At 38.2% G+C, this 17,140-nt stretch carries 13 protein-coding genes; 12 read left to right on the forward strand and 1 reads right to left on the reverse strand.

Features of this window, described 5'->3' with window-relative positions:
- The first annotated feature begins 111 nt into the window (after positions 1 to 111).
- From ACH8JV_RS17330 to ACH8JV_RS17365, 8 genes are all read left to right on the forward strand, one after another.
- Positions 112 to 993, forward strand: a complete 882-nt coding sequence (locus ACH8JV_RS17330; protein ID WP_396522725.1) for a glycosyltransferase family 2 protein — start codon at positions 112 to 114, stop codon at positions 991 to 993.
- Complete coding sequence (locus ACH8JV_RS17335; protein WP_396522726.1) at positions 986 to 2,143, forward strand: glycosyltransferase family 4 protein; 1,158 nt, start codon at positions 986 to 988, stop codon at positions 2,141 to 2,143. Before ACH8JV_RS17330 ends, ACH8JV_RS17335 begins: the two co-directional genes overlap by 8 nt.
- A complete protein-coding gene (locus tag ACH8JV_RS17340) occupies positions 2,127 to 2,747 on the forward strand; it encodes a sugar transferase (RefSeq protein ID WP_086398832.1) in 621 nt (206 codons plus the stop codon). Before ACH8JV_RS17335 ends, ACH8JV_RS17340 begins: the two co-directional genes overlap by 17 nt.
- Positions 2,748 to 2,771: 24 nt before the next feature.
- Entirely contained in the window at positions 2,772 to 3,647 is an 876-nt protein-coding gene (galU, locus tag ACH8JV_RS17345; protein ID WP_304595590.1) for a UTP--glucose-1-phosphate uridylyltransferase GalU, read from the forward strand.
- A gap of 115 nt (positions 3,648 to 3,762) precedes the next feature.
- Positions 3,763 to 5,025: a nucleotide sugar dehydrogenase gene (locus ACH8JV_RS17350; protein WP_031952056.1), complete on the forward strand. Its 1,263-nt coding sequence runs from the start codon at positions 3,763 to 3,765 to the stop codon at positions 5,023 to 5,025.
- On the forward strand, positions 5,022 to 6,692 hold the full coding sequence (pgi, locus tag ACH8JV_RS17355; RefSeq protein WP_396522728.1) for a glucose-6-phosphate isomerase: 1,671 nt from the start codon (positions 5,022 to 5,024) through the stop codon (positions 6,690 to 6,692). The genes ACH8JV_RS17350 and pgi overlap by 4 nt, the downstream gene beginning before the upstream one ends.
- Positions 6,685 to 7,704, forward strand: a complete 1,020-nt coding sequence (gene galE / locus ACH8JV_RS17360) for a UDP-glucose 4-epimerase GalE (RefSeq protein WP_396522730.1) — start codon at positions 6,685 to 6,687, stop codon at positions 7,702 to 7,704. The genes pgi and galE overlap by 8 nt, the downstream gene beginning before the upstream one ends.
- Before the next feature lie 138 nt (positions 7,705 to 7,842).
- A complete protein-coding gene (locus tag ACH8JV_RS17365; protein WP_396522732.1) occupies positions 7,843 to 9,684 on the forward strand; it encodes an LTA synthase family protein in 1,842 nt (613 codons plus the stop codon).
- 27 nt (positions 9,685 to 9,711) lie between these two features.
- On the opposite strand, the gene ACH8JV_RS17370 is transcribed toward ACH8JV_RS17365, so the two are convergent.
- Entirely contained in the window at positions 9,712 to 11,082 is a 1,371-nt protein-coding gene (locus ACH8JV_RS17370; protein WP_396480826.1) for a phosphomannomutase CpsG, read from the reverse strand.
- Between the two features lie 373 nt (positions 11,083 to 11,455).
- Between ACH8JV_RS17370 and lldP the strand changes: the two genes are divergently transcribed.
- From lldP to dld, 4 genes are all read left to right on the forward strand, one after another.
- Positions 11,456 to 13,123, forward strand: coding sequence for an L-lactate permease (lldP, locus tag ACH8JV_RS17375; RefSeq protein ID WP_396522734.1), 1,668 nt, complete (start codon positions 11,456 to 11,458; stop codon positions 13,121 to 13,123).
- A gap of 19 nt (positions 13,124 to 13,142) precedes the next feature.
- Positions 13,143 to 13,895, forward strand: coding sequence for a transcriptional regulator LldR (gene lldR, locus ACH8JV_RS17380; protein WP_006581645.1), 753 nt, complete (start codon positions 13,143 to 13,145; stop codon positions 13,893 to 13,895).
- A complete protein-coding gene (lldD, locus tag ACH8JV_RS17385; RefSeq protein ID WP_002050500.1) occupies positions 13,892 to 15,037 on the forward strand; it encodes an FMN-dependent L-lactate dehydrogenase LldD in 1,146 nt (381 codons plus the stop codon). The genes lldR and lldD overlap by 4 nt, the downstream gene beginning before the upstream one ends.
- Before the next feature lie 381 nt (positions 15,038 to 15,418).
- On the forward strand, positions 15,419 to 17,125 hold the full coding sequence (gene dld, locus ACH8JV_RS17390; RefSeq protein WP_396522737.1) for a D-lactate dehydrogenase: 1,707 nt from the start codon (positions 15,419 to 15,421) through the stop codon (positions 17,123 to 17,125).
- Positions 17,126 to 17,140: the final 15 nt, after the last annotated feature.

Genomic DNA, 17,140 nt, shown 5'->3' on the forward strand with positions numbered 1-17,140 from the left:
TTAATTAATATTTTGTTCGTGCTTTTTTCTGTAATATATTTTTCCATGATAACCATGAGATTTGGTGATTTATATCCCTATCAGATCAATCCAATATTCGAGGTATTTTAAATGTGTTCAAAAGGTGGAGTGAGTGTTGCAATTCCTATCTATAATGCTGAAAATTTTTTATCTGATGCTATACAATCTGTAATTAATCAAAGCTTTAAAGAATGGGAGCTTATTTTAGTTGATGATGGTTCTACTGATAGGTCTCTTAAAATTGCAAAAGAATTTGAAAAAAAAGATAGTCGTATAAAAGTGATATCAGATGGTTTGAATTTAAAGTTACCAACTAGACTCAATCAGATTATTTCTTTATCTAAATATGAATTTATTGCTCGCATGGATGCTGATGATATTATGCATCCGGATAGATTAAAAATTCAATATGATTTTTTAATAAATAATGATTTTGATCTAGTTTCTTCATCATTATATTCAATTGATATAAAGAATAATATAATTGGAAAGAGAATAATAGAATCTCCAGTAACAATACAATCTTTATTGAATGGTAACAATCAGATAGTACATCCAACGCTTCTTGCTAAAAAGAGTTGGTATCTTAGAAATAGGTATGATCAAAAGTCAGAGCGTGCTGAAGACTACGAGTTATGGCTTCGTTCAATTTTGAACCGGGATTTGAAAATTAAAGTATTACCTGAGCCATTATTATATTATCGTGAAGTTGGAAATCTTACGAAAGAAAAACTTTTATTATCTTATAAAACTACAAATTATATATATAAAAAGTTTAAGGAAAATATGAGTTTTACTTATTACTTAAAGGCTAACTTGAACATTTTTTTAAAAAAAAATGTGGTTAATCTTTTATTTTTTTTGGGGAAGGAAAATTATTTAGTTAAGCGACGAAACGATAATTTTATTTCTCCGGAAGAGCTTGAATATGTGAGGAAAAATTTAGCTTTGGCAGTGAAACCTAATGAATAGTAAAACGATTGTACTTATAGGAACTACGGGATCTAGTTTTTATGGTTTCCGTGCTGATCTAATAAAAACTTTAGTGGCCGATGGGCATCAGGTATATGCTTTTACTTCTGAATATACAGAAAGCTGTCTTGAAAAAATTAAGACATTAGGAGCTAAACCTATTACTTATCGGTTAAGTCGTGGGGGCTTGAACCCTTTTGCCGATATTGCATCTACATATCAGCTTATTCGTAAAATAAAAGTAATTAAGCCAGACATTGTTTTTTCATATTTTGCTAAACCTGTGATTTATGGAACATTGGCTGCAAGCTTTGCAAAGATACCTCGTATTATTGGCATGCTTGAAGGACTGGGTTACACATTTACAGAACAACCAGAAGGCCAAAGCAGCAAGACGAAACTTGTTCGTAATATTCAGGTTTTATTATATCGTTTAGCTTTCCCAAGATTGGATGATATGATTTTTTTAAATCCTGATGATGAAAAAGATCTTATTCATACATATACTCTACCAGTCAAAAATGTACATATTCTTGGTGGTATCGGTTTAGACCTGAAAGACTATAGTTATAGTCTGGCTCAAGCAAATCCAGTAACTTTTTTATTTATTGGACGATTACTGAAAGAAAAGGGTATATTTGAATTCATTGATGCAATTAAAATCGTAAAACTTAAATATCCTAACACAAAGTTTACAATACTAGGTGGCTTAGACGCCCAGAATATGGGAGCATTGTCGAAGTCTCAGTTAGATGAACTGATCGCAGAAGGTTTATTTGAATATCCTGGTCATGTTTCTAATGTAAAAGACTGGATTGCTAACTCGAGTGTATTTGTACTTCCATCTTATAGAGAAGGTGTACCACGAAGTACACAAGAAGCTATGGCTATGGGACGACCTGTTATTACAACAGATGTGCCAGGTTGTCGTGAAACTGTTGAGGATGGTGGAAATGGTTTTCTAGTCCCTAAATGGGATCCAGAAGCTTTAGCAGATAAAATGTGTTACTTTATAGAAAATCCCGAGCAAGTGAATATAATGGGTTTGAAGAGTTATGAAATAGCACAAGAAAAATTTGATGCTAAAAAAGTAAATACCAAACTTATAGATATCATGGGTTTAAAAGATCTAAATGAAAAGACTAGTTGATATTTTTATTGCTTCTGTAGCATTGATTTTGCTTTCACCTATTTTTTTATTGGTTGCTTATAAAGTGCGTAAAAATTTAGGTTCGCCTATCTTTTTCTATCAAGAGCGGCCAGGAAAGAACGGCAAACTTTTTAAAATGATCAAATTCCGTTCAATGAAGGATGCTTTTGATGCGCAGGGAAATCCATTGCCAGATGAGGCTCGTATTACCCCATTTGGGCAGAAGTTGCGCTCTACTAGTTTAGATGAAATGCCCCAGCTTATTAACGTGTTAAAAGGCGATATGAGCGTGGTGGGGCCTCGTCCAATGTTAAAAGACTTTGTTGCTTTATATTCTCCAGAACAAGCACGTCGTTTAGAAGTTCGCCCGGGAATGACAGGTTTAGCTCAAGTAAGCGGACGTAATGAACTGGATTATGAAGAACGTTTTAAATGTGATGTTTGGTATGTGGACAATCACAGTGTTTGGGTTGACTTTAAAATTATGTTTAAAACCGTCAAAGTGATGTTAAGACGTGAAGGTATTAATGCACCTGGTCATGTAGGACCATCTTTATTTAAAGGTAATGATGTCCAAGAAAATGTCGATTCATCTGTAAAGTAAATTTTATATCTTGAAATATTTCTTATGATCAAAAAAGCAGTTCTACCAGTGGCCGGTTTAGGTACACGTTTTTTACCCGCAAGTAAGTCTATTCCGAAAGAAATGGTTACTGTTGTTGATCGTCCTGCTATTGAGTATGTGGTGCGTGAAGCGGTTGAAGCAGGAATTGAACAAATTATTTTGGTGACCCATTCTTCTAAGTCTTCTATCGAAAATTATTTTGATCGAAACTTTGAGTTAGAGACAATTTTAGAACAAAAGAAAAAAGTAGACTTACTTGCAGAGATTATCAATATTGTTCCAGCTCATGTGAGCGTTGTGAGTGTAAGACAACCTCAACCTCTAGGCTTAGGGCATGCTGTTTTATGTGCGAAAAGTGTAGTAGGACAAGATGATTTTGCTGTGCTATTACCAGATGTATTGGTGAAAGATAGTTCGGGGCAGAATGATTTATCGCGTATGATTTCTCGTTATGATGAAAGTAACGCGGCACAGATAATGGTAGAAGCTGTGCCTGATCACTTGGTAGATCAATATGGTATTGTTGATGTTGCACAAAGTCCAAATGAAGGCGAAAGCATTGCTATGCAAGGTATTGTTGAAAAACCTGCTGTAGGTTCTGCACCGTCTAATTTATCTGTTGTTGGTCGCTACGTTTTACCTGCAAGAATTATGCAACTACTCGAAAACACACCGAAAGGTGCGGGTAATGAAATTCAATTAACAGATGCAATTGCGATGCTACAACAATCTGATGTAGTTGAAGCCTATCGTATGCAGGGACAAACCTTTGACTGTGGTAGTAAACTTGGTTATTTAAAAGCTGTTCTACACTATGGTGTTGAACATCCTAAATTAGGAAATGATTTTAAACAGTTGATTCAAGAACTTAAATTATAAAATTTTGTAGCTCAACTTAAGTATTTGTAAAAAATAATGAATATGTGAGCTGTTCAATATATTCTCTTCCCAGTACGAGAAGAGAATTCTATGGAATATTAAAATCAGGTGTACAATGAAAATCGCGGTATTTGGAACCACTTTGCACGCTGGTGTAATGGCAGCGTTACTAGCTGAATATGGTAATCAGATCTATTGGTGTACAAGTGTCACCTGTGAAGAAAATATATCTGTACTTTCATATCAAGATCAAGAAGTTAATCATTATTTAAATAAACAAAGAAAGGCAGGTTTTTTAACAGAAAGTCCTTTTTCTCAAATTCCTTTAGATATTGAAGTTTATTTATTTTGTTTTAGTCCAACACAAATAGAACTTGCCTTAAAAACAGTTGAGAAGTTAAGTGAACGTCCAATTGTTCATCCAAGGTTAATGGTTAATGGCTCAACTTTTGGTTTACATGGTACAGAAAAATTAAAGCAACATTTACCTAAAGACGAGTGGGTCTATTTCCCTGACGTGATTCAAGAGGGTAATGCGATTAATAGTGTACTCAATGTAAAACATGTCATTGTTGGTGTTGAATCAAGCTATGCTCAAGACATAATGCAAGAGTTATTACGTCCATTTTTCCGTTTTAGTTATCAATATTTATTTATGCCGATTTTAGATGCCGAATTTACTAAGCTCAGCATTTCAGGCATGTTGGCAACTCGCATTAGCTACATGAATGATCTTGCTCTAGTTGCGGAAAAGTTAGGTATTGATATTGCCAATGTAAAGCATGGCATTGCTGCAGATACACGTATTGGCGCAGCTTATTTATCAGCAGGTGTTGGATTTGGCGGTGAAAATTTTTCACATGATATTTTAACACTCTCCAGTACGGTTTCTGAAACAGGTGCGAAAAGCCGTCTTCTAGAACAAGTATGGGCGATTAATGAACAACAAAAAGAAATTTTATTCCGTAAATTATGGAACTATTATCATTGTGACTTGAGTGGAAAAACTGTTGCGATTTGGGGAGCTTCATTTAAAGAGAACACTCCAAGCACACATAACTCACCTATTCATATCTTATTGGCTGCTTTATGGGCCCAAGGTGTAAAAGTACGGTTACATGATCCGCAAGCTCTTGATGAAATTGCAGCTTTATATGGCAGCCGAGAAGACCTGATTTTATGCGCTGATCAATATGAAGCAGCACAAGGAGCACATGCTTTATGCTTAGTCACGGCATGGAAGCAGTATTGGAGCCCTGACTTTAAACAGTTACAACAATTGATGCAGCATCCTCTTATTTTGGATGGGCGTAATATTTATGATCCAGCATATGTGAAATCTAAAGGTTTTGCTTATGAAGGAGTAGGTCGATTATGAGTAAATCTATCGAGAAGTTTCCCAAAGAGCTAGTTTCCCCTATCGCGCAGCTTCATTCTTTGGTTGAGAAAAATTCAAATTTACATATAAAAGAATTATTTGCATCAGAGCCCGATCGATTTCAGCAATATTCTGTAAAGTTCGATCAACTGGTTTTTGATTATAGTAAACACCGTGTGACTAAAAGTGTGTTAGAGCAATTGGTGGCTTTAGCAAAAACTAAACAATTGACTCACTGGATTGAACGATTATTTTCTCAAGATAAAGTCAACTGTACCGAACAGCGTGCTGCAATGCATTGGGCTTTACGTTTACCATTAGAATATTCTAAATTTCCGGAATTAACTGAAAAGGTTCATAGCCAATTGCAGCGTATGTATGCGTTGGTTGAAAAAATCCATGCTGGACAATACCGTGGCGCCACAGGTGAAGTCATTCAAGATGTCGTTAATATTGGGGTAGGGGGATCTGATTTAGGGCCTCAAATGGTGACCCATGCATTGTGTGATTTTAAAGTAAAAACAGCTAAACCACTCAATGTTCATTTCGTATCAACAATGGATGGTAGTCAGTTATCGGACTTGCTTCATCAACTGCGTCCAGAAACAACTTTATTTATTATTTCTTCGAAGTCATTTGGCACTATTGATACTCTATCCAATGCACAAACTGTTCGACAGTGGCTTGAGAAAGCGTTAGGGAAACACGAACGGGTGGTAAAAAGCCATTTTATTGGTGTTTCTACAAAAGCTAACAAAATGTCAGAGTGGGGGATTGCTCCTGAAAATCAATTATTACTTTGGGATTGGGTTGGTGGACGTTATTCTCTTTGGTCGTGTATTGGGTTACCTATTGCCTTGTCAGTTGGGGTGGAGGGTTTTCAGCAGCTTTTAGCTGGTGCTCATGCCGTTGATGAGCATTTCCAAAATACAAGTTTTGAGCAGAATATACCTGTACTTATGGCATTATTAGGTGTCTGGAATAATAATTTTTTAAACATTCAGACCCATGCTGTATTACCTTATGATGGCCGGTTAAAATATTTCGCTGCCTATTTACAGCAGCTTGAAATGGAGTCTAATGGTAAATCGGTACAACGTGGTGGACAAAAAGTTGAATTAGATACTTGTCCAATTGTATGGGGTGAAGTTGGGCCAAATGCTCAACATGCCTTTTATCAGTTACTCCATCAAGGAACTCAGGCAGTAAGTTGTGATTTTATTGCCCCTATACAACGTTACAATGCAGATCATTTTACTTATGTAGAAAATGCTGAAGCATTAGTTGAGCAACATCATCTTGCGCTTTCAAACTGTTTAGCACAATCACGTTTATTAGCTTTTGGTAACGAAGCTCTAGATACAAAAGAACTGGAGAGTTTGCCTATTTATAAGCAATACGAAGGAAACCAACCAAGTTCAACATTACTTTTAAAAGAGCTTAATCCTTATAGTTTAGGGATGTTGATTGCTTTATATGAGCATAAAGTATTTGTTCAGTCTGTAATCTGGAACATTAATCCCTTTGATCAGTGGGGAGTGGAAAAAGGTAAGCAGATTGCTGACCAGTTACTCCCGATTTTAAATGGTGTTCAAAACGATCTTTCAACACTCGATGCTTCAACGCGTGGATTAATTAAAATTTTATTAGGAAAAATAGATGGCTAAAATTCTGGTTACTGGCGGTGCTGGCTATATTGGTTCACATACCTGTGTAGAGCTTTTGAATGCTGGCCATGAAGTTATTGTTTATGACAATCTTTCAAATAGTTCAGAAGAGTCTTTAAATAGAGTTCAAGAACTCACTCAAAAAAGTTTAACTTTTGTAGAGGGAGATATTCGGAATGCAGATGAACTTGATCGCGTATTTCAAAATCATACAATCGATGCAGTGATCCATTTCGCAGGTTTAAAAGCAGTTGGTGAAAGCCAGGAAAAACCGCTTATTTATTTTGATAATAATATTGCAGGTAGTATCCAACTGGTTAAATCCATGGAGAAAGCAGGTGTCTATACACTTGTGTTTAGTTCTTCTGCGACAGTATATGATGAAGCGAATACGTCTCCTTTAAATGAAGAAATGCCAACAGGTATGCCTAGTAATAATTACGGTTACACTAAATTAATCGTTGAACAATTATTACAAAAATTGTCTGTTTCTAATTCTAAATGGTCGATTGCTTTACTTCGTTATTTTAACCCAGTAGGTGCACATAAAAGTGGACGTATTGGCGAAGATCCACAAGGTATTCCAAATAATTTAATGCCTTACGTTACGCAAGTTGCTGTTGGTCGCCGTGAAAAACTTTCTATTTATGGCAATGACTATGACACAGTAGATGGAACAGGCGTACGTGATTATATTCATGTCGTTGACTTAGCCAATGCACATTTATGTGCTCTAAATAACCGATTACAAGCAACAGGTTGCCGTGCATGGAATATTGGAACGGGTAATGGCTCATCAGTATTACAGGTTAAAAATACCTTTGAGCAGGTCAATGGTGTATCCGTTGCTTTCGAATTCGCCCCACGCCGAGCAGGTGATGTAGCGACTTCATTTGCAGATAATGCCCGTGCTGTTGCTGAGCTAGGCTGGCAACCTCAATATGGTTTAGAGGATATGTTGCAAGACAGCTGGAAATGGCAAAAACAGAATCCGACAGGCTATAAAAATTGATTATTTAATTTTTCTAAATATCAGATATATATCTTTCTTGAATTGAGATAAAGCTCTTTTCTAAAAAGAGGCTACAGTTGTAGTGATTACTTTCATGCTAGTATTCGCCACAATCCGGTTAGCCTCTTTTTTGTCGTCATGGTTTTTCTACGTCAACAGCTGTTATTTATCTTTATTGCCTTTTTATCCACTTGCGTAGGTGTATACGTTGCATGGGATATGAACTTGACATGGGATAAGTTTTATAGCTATTTGATTTCAGAAAAAGCTATTTTTTCAATTCTCTTTAACTATGCCGTCATTCAACTATTTTTTATTGTAGTTGGTCGTAAGTATACTGCTCTTTTTTTAAGTCAATTATTCGTTATATTTTTAAATTTTATTAATAAAAAGAAGCAACAATATTTATTTAGTAATTTAAGTCCTGAAGATATTTTTTTACTTCCTGAGGCGATGAAGGCAACTCCTTGGCACTTACAGCTCATCTTTTTTACTCTAATAATTTTCTTTCTTATTGTGCTGCTGATCGCTATACGTAAAGAAAGCAAAGCCACTTTTCATACCTATGTTCCCAATATTGTTATTTTTGGATTGCTTGGGAGTGGTTTAATTTACTTAAATTTTATTAAAAATCCTACAGGGGCGTGTTTTTCAGAAAATAAACCCATGATTTGTGCCAGCTTACAGGAATTTCCAAATACCAGAAATGACTGGATTGGAGACTATCGGAAAATTCAAGATTATGGCTTTGTGACTTTTTACGTTTCTAAAGTATTGGATAATGTAACCAGTATTTTATTACCTAACCGTAAAGTATCTGAGCAAGACATACAGCAGATTTTGCAGGAACATCATTTGGTTCAACCTTTAGAAGATAATGAGAAGGAATATCCGAACATTGTTATCGTGATGGAAGAATCTTTTTGGGATTCTCATCATTTAGATAGTGGTTTACCCAAAGATTTACTATCTTTTGTTCATCAAAATCAGGTCTCTAATTTATTGTCTCCTTCTTTTGGGGGAGGTACTGCGAATGTCGAGTTTGAAGTTCTTACGAGTCTAAATACAACTTTTTTCCCCAATGAGTTGTTATATGTCTCTAAGCTGAAAAAGCCAATTTATGCTCTACCTTATTACCTAAATTCACTCGGTTATCAAACGGTTGCAATGCATAATAACTATGGATATTACTATAATCGTAATAAGGTATATCCAGCATTAGGTTTCGATAAATTTATATCACTTGAAAATATGATTGCTCAAAAAGATCGGTCTACAGTCTTTAATTTGGGTGGATGGGCTACAGATGATCTTATTTTTGATTCGATTAAGTCTACTTTAGAAGAGAGTGAGCAACAGCCAAAGTTTATTTATGCGATTACTGTTGAAAATCACCCAATGTATAACGATGATCGTTTTGGTAAACAAAATTATAAATTTAACAAAGAATTATCTGAAACCGAAAAGCAAAAATTAAGTACTTATACTGCTGGAACTGTGCGTGCTAACCAAAAGCTAAAAGAGCTCGCTGAATATTTAAAGACAGTAGATCGACCAACAATTTTAGTGGCTTTTGGCGATCATTTGCCGAATCTACAAGAAGTTTATGAGAGTTATGGATTTTTTAAAGATGATCCTGACCGGACTAATCTCAAAAACTATCAGACACCGTTTGTAGTGTGGAGCAATTATAAATTAGATAAGAAGCCTTTGAAGCAACCTTATATTGCTGCAAGTTTCGTCGCTCCAAAACTATTAAAGTTAGCAGGGTTGCCTTTGTCAGATTACTATCAATTTGTTGATAATGTTTCGAGTTGTTATAGTGCCATACATCAAAAATTTGTAAAAGAAGCTCCAACTTGTAACTTTAACAATAAAGCTTTGTTAAAGGATTATGAAAATTTAAACAGAGATGTATTAGATGGGCATAATCATACTTATAAAATTATGCAAAATACCCAAGAAGAGATGGAAAAATAATTTTCCATCTCTGGTATGGCGGAATTATTATGACTGAATTAATCCAGTCAATTCATCTACATAATGCTGCATTGGCTGAGCTTGACGATCTGCACGGCTTTCAATGTTAAGACGTAGTAAAGGCTCAGTGTTTGAAGCGCGGACATTAAAACGCCATGCACCAAAGTCGAGGCTTACACCATCGGTACGGTCAATTTCTGGTTTTTGTTCGGCATAGAAATCGAAAATCTTTTGAATAGTGGTTTGTGTGTCAGCCACTTTAAAGTTGATTTCACCACTACAAGGAAACTTGGTAATCATATTTTCAACGAGGGTTGAAAGTGATTGTCCTGTTTCAGAAAGTAGGGCAACAGTAAGTAACCACGGAATCATGCCGCTGTCGCAGTAAGCAAAGTCACGGAAATAGTGATGAGCACTCATTTCACCGCCATATACAGCATTGTGTTCACGCATAACGTCTTTAATGAATGCGTGACCAGATTTTGACTGTACAGCAACACCTTTGTATTCATCTACGATATCAAATGTGTTCCACACTAAACGTGGGTCATGCACAATTTTCTCACCTGATTGTTTAATCAAGAAAGCTTGAGCCAATAGACCAACGATATAGTAGCCTTCAATAAACTGCCCCTTTTCATCAAACAAGAAACAGCGGTCAAAGTCGCCGTCCCATGCAATTCCCATATCCGCTTTATGCTCAAGAACAGCATTTCGAGTACTGTCACGGTTTTCAATTAAAATTGGGTTAGGAATCCCATTTGGGAAAGTACCATCTGCTTCATGGTGAATTTTAATAAATTCAACTGATACGTTAAGCGCCTTAAATTTTTCTTCGATTGCATCAATCACGTGACCAGCTGCACCATTACCCGCGTTTACCACTAATTTTAGTGGACGGATTTTTGCTGGTTCAATATAGGTAATTAAGTGATCAACAAACTCAGGCAAAATGTTATAACTTTGAGTTGTACCTTTTTGACTAACTTCTTCAAAGTTATTGGTTTCTGCTAAAGCCTGAATTTCTTTTAAACCAGTATCGGCACTAATTGGACGAGCATTTTCTCGTACCAATTTCATACCGTTATAGTCCATTGGGTTATGGCTCGCAGTAACTTCGATACCACCTTGCACATCTAAATGGAAAGCGGCGAAGTAAACTTCTTCAGTACCTGTCATGCCCAAATCAAGAACATTGACACCCGCATCATTTAACCCGCGGATGGTCGCTTGTTTTAAACCCTCACTGCTTAGACGAATATCACAACCTACAACCACAGTCTTTGGTTTATAGATTTGTCCGTAAGCGCGGCCAATTTTATAGGCGATTTCTTCATTCAATTCGGTGCCGAGTTTGCCTCGGATATCATAAGCTTTAAAACACGTTAAAGTAGTCATTATTCAATTCAATACATGTGGTTTGAGTTGTGTGCACATTATACATAGATCATGAAACAGGAATGTTTATAGTTTTTATATTCAAATTTTTCACTTCATTTCTATAGTTCATATCTAAATTTATAAGAAAGATTTTTACGACTTTAGTCTAATAAATAAATTTATAAATTAGAAATTGCTTGATTTTACTTAGCACTATTGGTCTTACCAATTATGATGGTTATTTAATGATTGATCTTACCAATTTCTGTGTTTATGATGCGGTCTGTGGTTTAAGGAATAACATTTGCACTTAATTTTTAATTGGTAAGACCAATAGTGTTAAATGTTTAAGAATTTAAGGTACAAAAATTCGCCCCGGCATTTCAAGGAGATGACAATGCTCAATATGTGGCAACAACTTTATGACCCTTTAAATAATATTTGGCTGTCCAGTGCGGTTGCATTAATCCCGATTATTTTCTTCTTTTTGGCATTAGCAGTTTTTCGTTTAAAAGGCAGTATCGCGGGTACGGGCACAGTCATTATTGCATTATTGATTGCTCTCTTTTTCTATCAAATGCCGGGTCAAATGGCCTTTGCGTCAATCATTTATGGTTTCTTCTATGGTCTATGGCCAATTTCATGGATCATTATTGGGGCAGTTTTTCTATACAAAATTTCGGTAAAAACAGGCCAGTTTGAGGTTATTCGCTCAAGCATTTTGTCAATTACCGAAGATCAACGTCTGCAAATGTTACTCGTTGGTTTTGCCTTTGGTACTTTCCTTGAAGGGGCTGCAGGTTTTGGTGCTCCTGTCGCAATTACGGCTGCACTCCTTGTAGGTTTAGGCTTTAAGCCACTTTATGCTGCTGGTTTATGCTTGATTGTAAATACCGCGCCAGTGGCATTTGGTGCGATGGGTATTCCAATTATTGTGGCGGGGCAGGTGTCAGGCGTAGACACTATAGAAATTAGCCAGATGGTTGGGCGTCAGTTGCCGTTTTTAACTCTAATTGTGCTGTTCTGGATTATGGCGATTATGGATGGTTGGCGTGGTGTTAAGGAAACTTGGCCTGCGGTGTTGGTTGGTGGTGGTTCTTTTGCGATTGCCCAATATCTTACATCTAACTTTATTGGCCCTGAGTTACCTGACATTACCGCAGCAATTGCGTCATTGGTGAGCTTAACTTTGCTGTTCCGTGTTTGGCAACCAAAGCATATTTTCCGCTTTGAACCTGAAGCTGGTCAGACTTTGGCTCAGCAACCTACTACGGTTCAACGTTACAGTATGGGGAAAATTGCTAAGGCGTGGTCTCCATTTGCAATCTTAACGGTAATGGTCACTATCTGGAGCGTTAAGCCATTTAAAGCATTATTTGCAAAAGATGGTGCTCTTGAACACTGGATTTTTAAACTTGAAGTACCGTATTTGCATAAGTTAGTCGAAAAAATGCCACCGATTGTGGCAGAGATGAAGCCATATGAAGCGATTTATAAGTTTGACTGGTTCTCTGCAACAGGTACTGCAATTTTTATTGCTGCAATCATCACCGCTATTTTCTTAAAAATGAAAGCAAGTGAGGCCGTAACAACTTTTGGTGAAACACTCAATGAGTTGAAAACACCGATTTACTCGATTGGTATGGTGTTGGCGTTTGCTTTTATTGCGAATTATTCAGGTTTATCTGCAACTTTAGCTTTGGCTCTATCGCATACAGGTCATGCGTTTACTTTCTTCTCGCCATTTTTGGGTTGGCTTGGTGTGTTCCTTACGGGTTCAGACACCTCTTCAAATGCTTTGTTCTCGGCATTACAGGCGACCACAGCTCAGCAGATTGGTATTCCAGAAGTATTGCTTGTGGCTGCGAATACCAGCGGTGGTGTGACAGGGAAGATGATTTCTCCGCAGTCGATTGCGATTGCGTGTGCAGCGGTAGGCTTAGTTGGAAAAGAGTCTGACTTGTTCCGTTTCACGGTAAAACATAGCATCATATTCACTGTCTTTGTTGGCATCATTATTACGGTTCAGGCTTATCTGGTTCCGTGGATGATTCCATAACTCCAGTGAAGGAAACGCGATGAGAATCTCCGATCAAGTGGTCATGAAATTGCAGGCATTAATTGAAGAGCGGCACATGAAAAAAGGTGATCGTTTGCCTGCCGAACGCCAGCTTGCAACTAGCTTAGGAGTTTCTCGTCCGTCTTTGCGTGAAGCGATTCAGCAGCTCAATAGTCAAGGTGTGCTCAGTAGCCGCCGTGGCGATGGGACTTATATTCAGCAGTTACCTGAACAGTGGCCACAGCAACTCATTGTGAACCCAATTAGTAACTTGATTGAAGAAGATCCGCTGTACCGTTTTGATGTGCAAGAGGCGCGGTTATTACTTGAAGGTGGCACGGCATGGTATGCCGCATTGCGCTCAACGCCTGATGATCGTGCCAAAATCCGTCATTATTTTAATGAAATTAGTCGACATCAAAATGCAGGTGACTCAGCACAGGCTGCTGTGGCAGATGCTGAATTCCACTTAGCAATTGCTGAAGCATCTCACAATGTGGTGCTGATTCAAATGATGCGTAGTCTGTTTGATTTGCTGCAATACAACGTCTTGTTAGGGCGTAAAAAAGTTTATAACGACCCAGTCAATGGTGACTTGCTCAGCGAGCAGCATTTTCAGGTGATGGATGCTATTGATCGTAAAGATCCCGAGGCCGCACGCCAAGCTGTCTGCGGTCATATTGAATTTGTGATTAATCATGTGCGTTCTCTGGATGAAGATGAAGCTCGCCAGAAACGTGCAAATCGTTTAAATAGAGTTGATTCAAAATGATTATTTCTTCTGGCAATGATTATCGTGCTGCGGCACAACGTCGCTTACCTCCATTTTTATTTCACTACATTGATGGTGGAGCGTATTCGGAATATACCTTAAAGCGTAACGTACAAGATTTGTCAGAAATTGCATTGCGTCAACGTGTGCTGAATGACATGTCAGCATTAAGTTTAGAGACAAAACTGTTTAACGAAACTTTGTCTATGCCGGTTGCATTAGCTCCTGTGGGTTTAACAGGTATGTATGCGCGCCGTGGTGAAGTGCAAGCCGCGATGGCAGCCGATAAAAAAGGCATTCCATTTACGCTTTCAACGGTTTCGGTATGTCCGATTGAAGAAGTTGCGCCTGCAATTAATCGCCCAATGTGGTTCCAGCTTTATGTATTACGTGACCGTGGTTTTATGCGTAATGCTTTGGAACGAGCAAAAGCAGCTGGCTGTTCAACACTGGTGTTTACTGTAGATATGCCTGTGCCAGGTGCACGTTATCGTGATGCTCATTCGGGTATGAGTGGGCCAAATGCTGCGATGCGCCGTTATATGCAGTCTATGTTCCATCCACATTGGTCGTGGAATGTCGGCTTAATGGGGCGTCCGCATGACTTGGGTAATATCTCTAAATATTTAGGTAAACCGACTGGGCTTGAAGACTATATTGGCTGGTTAGGCTCGAACTTTGACCCATCGATTTCATGGAAAGACCTTGAGTGGATTCGTGAATTTTGGGATGGGCCAATGGTAATTAAGGGTATTTTAGACCCTGAAGATGCCAAAGATGCTGTACGTTTTGGTGCAGATGGGATTGTAGTATCGAATCACGGTGGCCGTCAGTTGGATGGTGTGATGTCGTCTGCTCGTGCATTGCCTGCAATTGCTGATGCAGTCAAAGGTGACTTAGCAATTTTGGCTGACTCAGGCATTCGTAATGGTTTAGATGTAGTGCGTATGTTGGCGCTTGGGGCCGATACAGTTTTACTTGGCCGTGCGTTTGTTTATGCCTTGGCAGCAGCAGGTGGACAAGGTGTGTCGAACTTACTTGATTTAATTGATAAAGAAATGCGTGTTGCGATGACGCTCACAGGTGCTAAGTCGATTTCAGATATTAATGCGGATTGTTTAGTACAGGCGATGAAGCTCTAACATTTTCGTATTAACTTTGATGATATTGGCACGACGGAGTCGTATCGGAAAAGGTTCAATGTAAGTAGCTCATTGACGTTACTTTTTTAAAAAAGTAACCAAAAACCTTTGTTTCGATAACGGTACGTCCTTGCTACCGCATCGAAACGGCGGCATCCCTGCCGCCAACGCGTAGCCAATTTGAATTAAATCTAACACCTAGAGATTAGCTGCTAGTGCTAAGTGAAATGGTTTTGATCTTGCGTAGCTTTAGTCGCTACTCATGCCAAAACAAAAGTAATGGAATTAGCTACTTTAAATATTAGTTCTAAACGGAAAAACTCCGTCGAGTTTTTCTGATTTAAAAAACTATGTGGTATGGATGACCAAAAGGAAACCATCATGCAAACATTTTCTCCTCAAGCAGTGATCGAACGCCTACAAAACATTGTTGGGCGTTCGCATGTTTTGACCGATGATCAAAGCACGCGTCAGTACCGCCAAGGCCGTCGTTTTGGTGAGGGGAAAGTACTTGCTGTGGTGGTGCCGGGCACTTTACTAGAGCAATGGCAAGTTTTGCAGGCTGCAATTGACGCAGACTGTATTGTGATTATGCAGGCAGCAAATACAGGACTCACTGGTGGTTCAACCCCGTATGGTGATGATTATGACCGTCCTGTATTGGTCATGAGTACCCGCCGTTTAAAGGGTATTCAGGTTATTCATGATGGTAAGCAAGTGATTTGTTTACCGGGTGCAACCTTAGATAATTTAGAGCAAATTTTAAAAGGTTATGACCGTGAGCCACATTCGGTAATTGGTTCATCCTGTATAGGTGCATCGGTACTTGGTGGTGTGTGTAATAACTCTGGTGGTGCCTTGGTACGCCGTGGTCCTGCGTATACTGAACTGGCGTTATATGCTCAGGTCAATGCTGTTGGTCAATTAGAGCTGGTGAACCATTTAGGGGTGAATTTAGGTTCGACTCCCGAAGAAATCTTAACTCGTTTAGAGAAGAAACAATACCAAGCCGTAGATATTTTAGATGACAACGAAAAGCAGGCATCGGATCATCGCTATGCCCATGATGTGACTCAAGTTGATGAGGATACGCCTGCTCGTTTTAATGCAGACCCGTCACGATTGTTTGAAGCATCAGGTTCGGCAGGTAAAGTCTGTGTGTTTGCTGTACGCCTTGATACCTATGAAAAAGTAGAGAGCAGTGTTTTTTATATTGGTAGTAATGATGCCGATGATTTAACGGCCATTCGTCGTTACTTACTGACCTCACTGCCAAGCCTACCGATTGCGGGTGAATATATTCATCGAGATGCTTACTTGATTGGTGAAAAGTACGGAAAAGACACGTTTTTATTTATTGAAAAGTTTGGTACAGCCAATGTTCCAAAAGCCTTTGCGATGAAAGATAAAGTCGATGGCTTTTTAGAAAGATTTAAAATTAAAGGTTTAACAGACCATATTTTACAGGCGATTACGTTCTTTTTACCGAGTCATTTGCCGAAGCGTATGACCGAATATCGAGATTGTTATGAGCATCATTTAGTTTTACGTATCGAAAATAATTCAAAAGCACAGACCGAGCAGTTTTTAAAAGAATATTTTGCAGTGCATCCGTCAGGTAGCTATTTCGCATGTAGCGAAGAGGAAGGTCGGAAGGCTTTCTTACACCGTTTTGCGATTGCAGGGGCGGCAATTCGTTATCGAGATACACACCGTAGTGAAGTTGAAGATATTGTGGCGCTTGATATTGCGTTACGTCGTAATGACCGCGAATGGGTAGAGCAACTGCCAGCCGAGATGGAAAACAAAATCCTCCATAAACTCTATTATGGGCATTTCTTTTGTCATGTTTTCCATCAGGACTATATTCTTAAAAAGGGCCATGACCCTTTAGAAATGGAACACCAAATGTGGAAATTACTTGATGCGCGCCGTGCTGAATATCCGGCAGAGCATAATGTCGGACATCTCTACATTGCCAAACCTGCCTTAGCCAATTTCTACCAAAAACTCGACCCAACCAATAGCTTTAATGTGGGTATTGGTCATACCTCAAAACTGAAATATTGGGGCAAAGCTAAATCGTAATATCGAGACATAAAA

The sequence above is a fragment of the Acinetobacter sp. ABJ_C5_2 genome (assembly GCF_044538485.1).
Classification (GTDB): domain Bacteria; phylum Pseudomonadota; class Gammaproteobacteria; order Pseudomonadales; family Moraxellaceae; genus Acinetobacter; species Acinetobacter nosocomialis_A.

Excerpts from the sequence above, each read along its gene's own strand:
- ACH8JV_RS17330 (WP_396522725.1), top strand. The coding sequence starts at position 112 with ATGTGTTCAAAAGGTGGAGTGAGTGTTGCAATTCCTATCTATAATGCT.
- ACH8JV_RS17335 (WP_396522726.1), top strand. The coding sequence starts at position 986 with ATGAATAGTAAAACGATTGTACTTATAGGAACTACGGGATCTAGTTTT.
- ACH8JV_RS17340 (WP_086398832.1), top strand. The coding sequence starts at position 2,127 with ATGAAAAGACTAGTTGATATTTTTATTGCTTCTGTAGCATTGATTTTG.
- galU (WP_304595590.1), top strand. The coding sequence starts at position 2,772 with ATGATCAAAAAAGCAGTTCTACCAGTGGCCGGTTTAGGTACACGTTTT.
- ACH8JV_RS17350 (WP_031952056.1), top strand. The coding sequence starts at position 3,763 with ATGAAAATCGCGGTATTTGGAACCACTTTGCACGCTGGTGTAATGGCA.
- pgi (WP_396522728.1), top strand. The coding sequence starts at position 5,022 with ATGAGTAAATCTATCGAGAAGTTTCCCAAAGAGCTAGTTTCCCCTATC.
- galE (WP_396522730.1), top strand. The coding sequence starts at position 6,685 with ATGGCTAAAATTCTGGTTACTGGCGGTGCTGGCTATATTGGTTCACAT.
- ACH8JV_RS17365 (WP_396522732.1), top strand. The coding sequence starts at position 7,843 with ATGGTTTTTCTACGTCAACAGCTGTTATTTATCTTTATTGCCTTTTTA.
- ACH8JV_RS17370 (WP_396480826.1), bottom strand. The coding sequence starts at position 11,082 with ATGACTACTTTAACGTGTTTTAAAGCTTATGATATCCGAGGCAAACTC.
- lldP (WP_396522734.1), top strand. The coding sequence starts at position 11,456 with ATGACAATGCTCAATATGTGGCAACAACTTTATGACCCTTTAAATAAT.
- lldR (WP_006581645.1), top strand. The coding sequence starts at position 13,143 with ATGAGAATCTCCGATCAAGTGGTCATGAAATTGCAGGCATTAATTGAA.
- lldD (WP_002050500.1), top strand. The coding sequence starts at position 13,892 with ATGATTATTTCTTCTGGCAATGATTATCGTGCTGCGGCACAACGTCGC.
- dld (WP_396522737.1), top strand. The coding sequence starts at position 15,419 with ATGCAAACATTTTCTCCTCAAGCAGTGATCGAACGCCTACAAAACATT.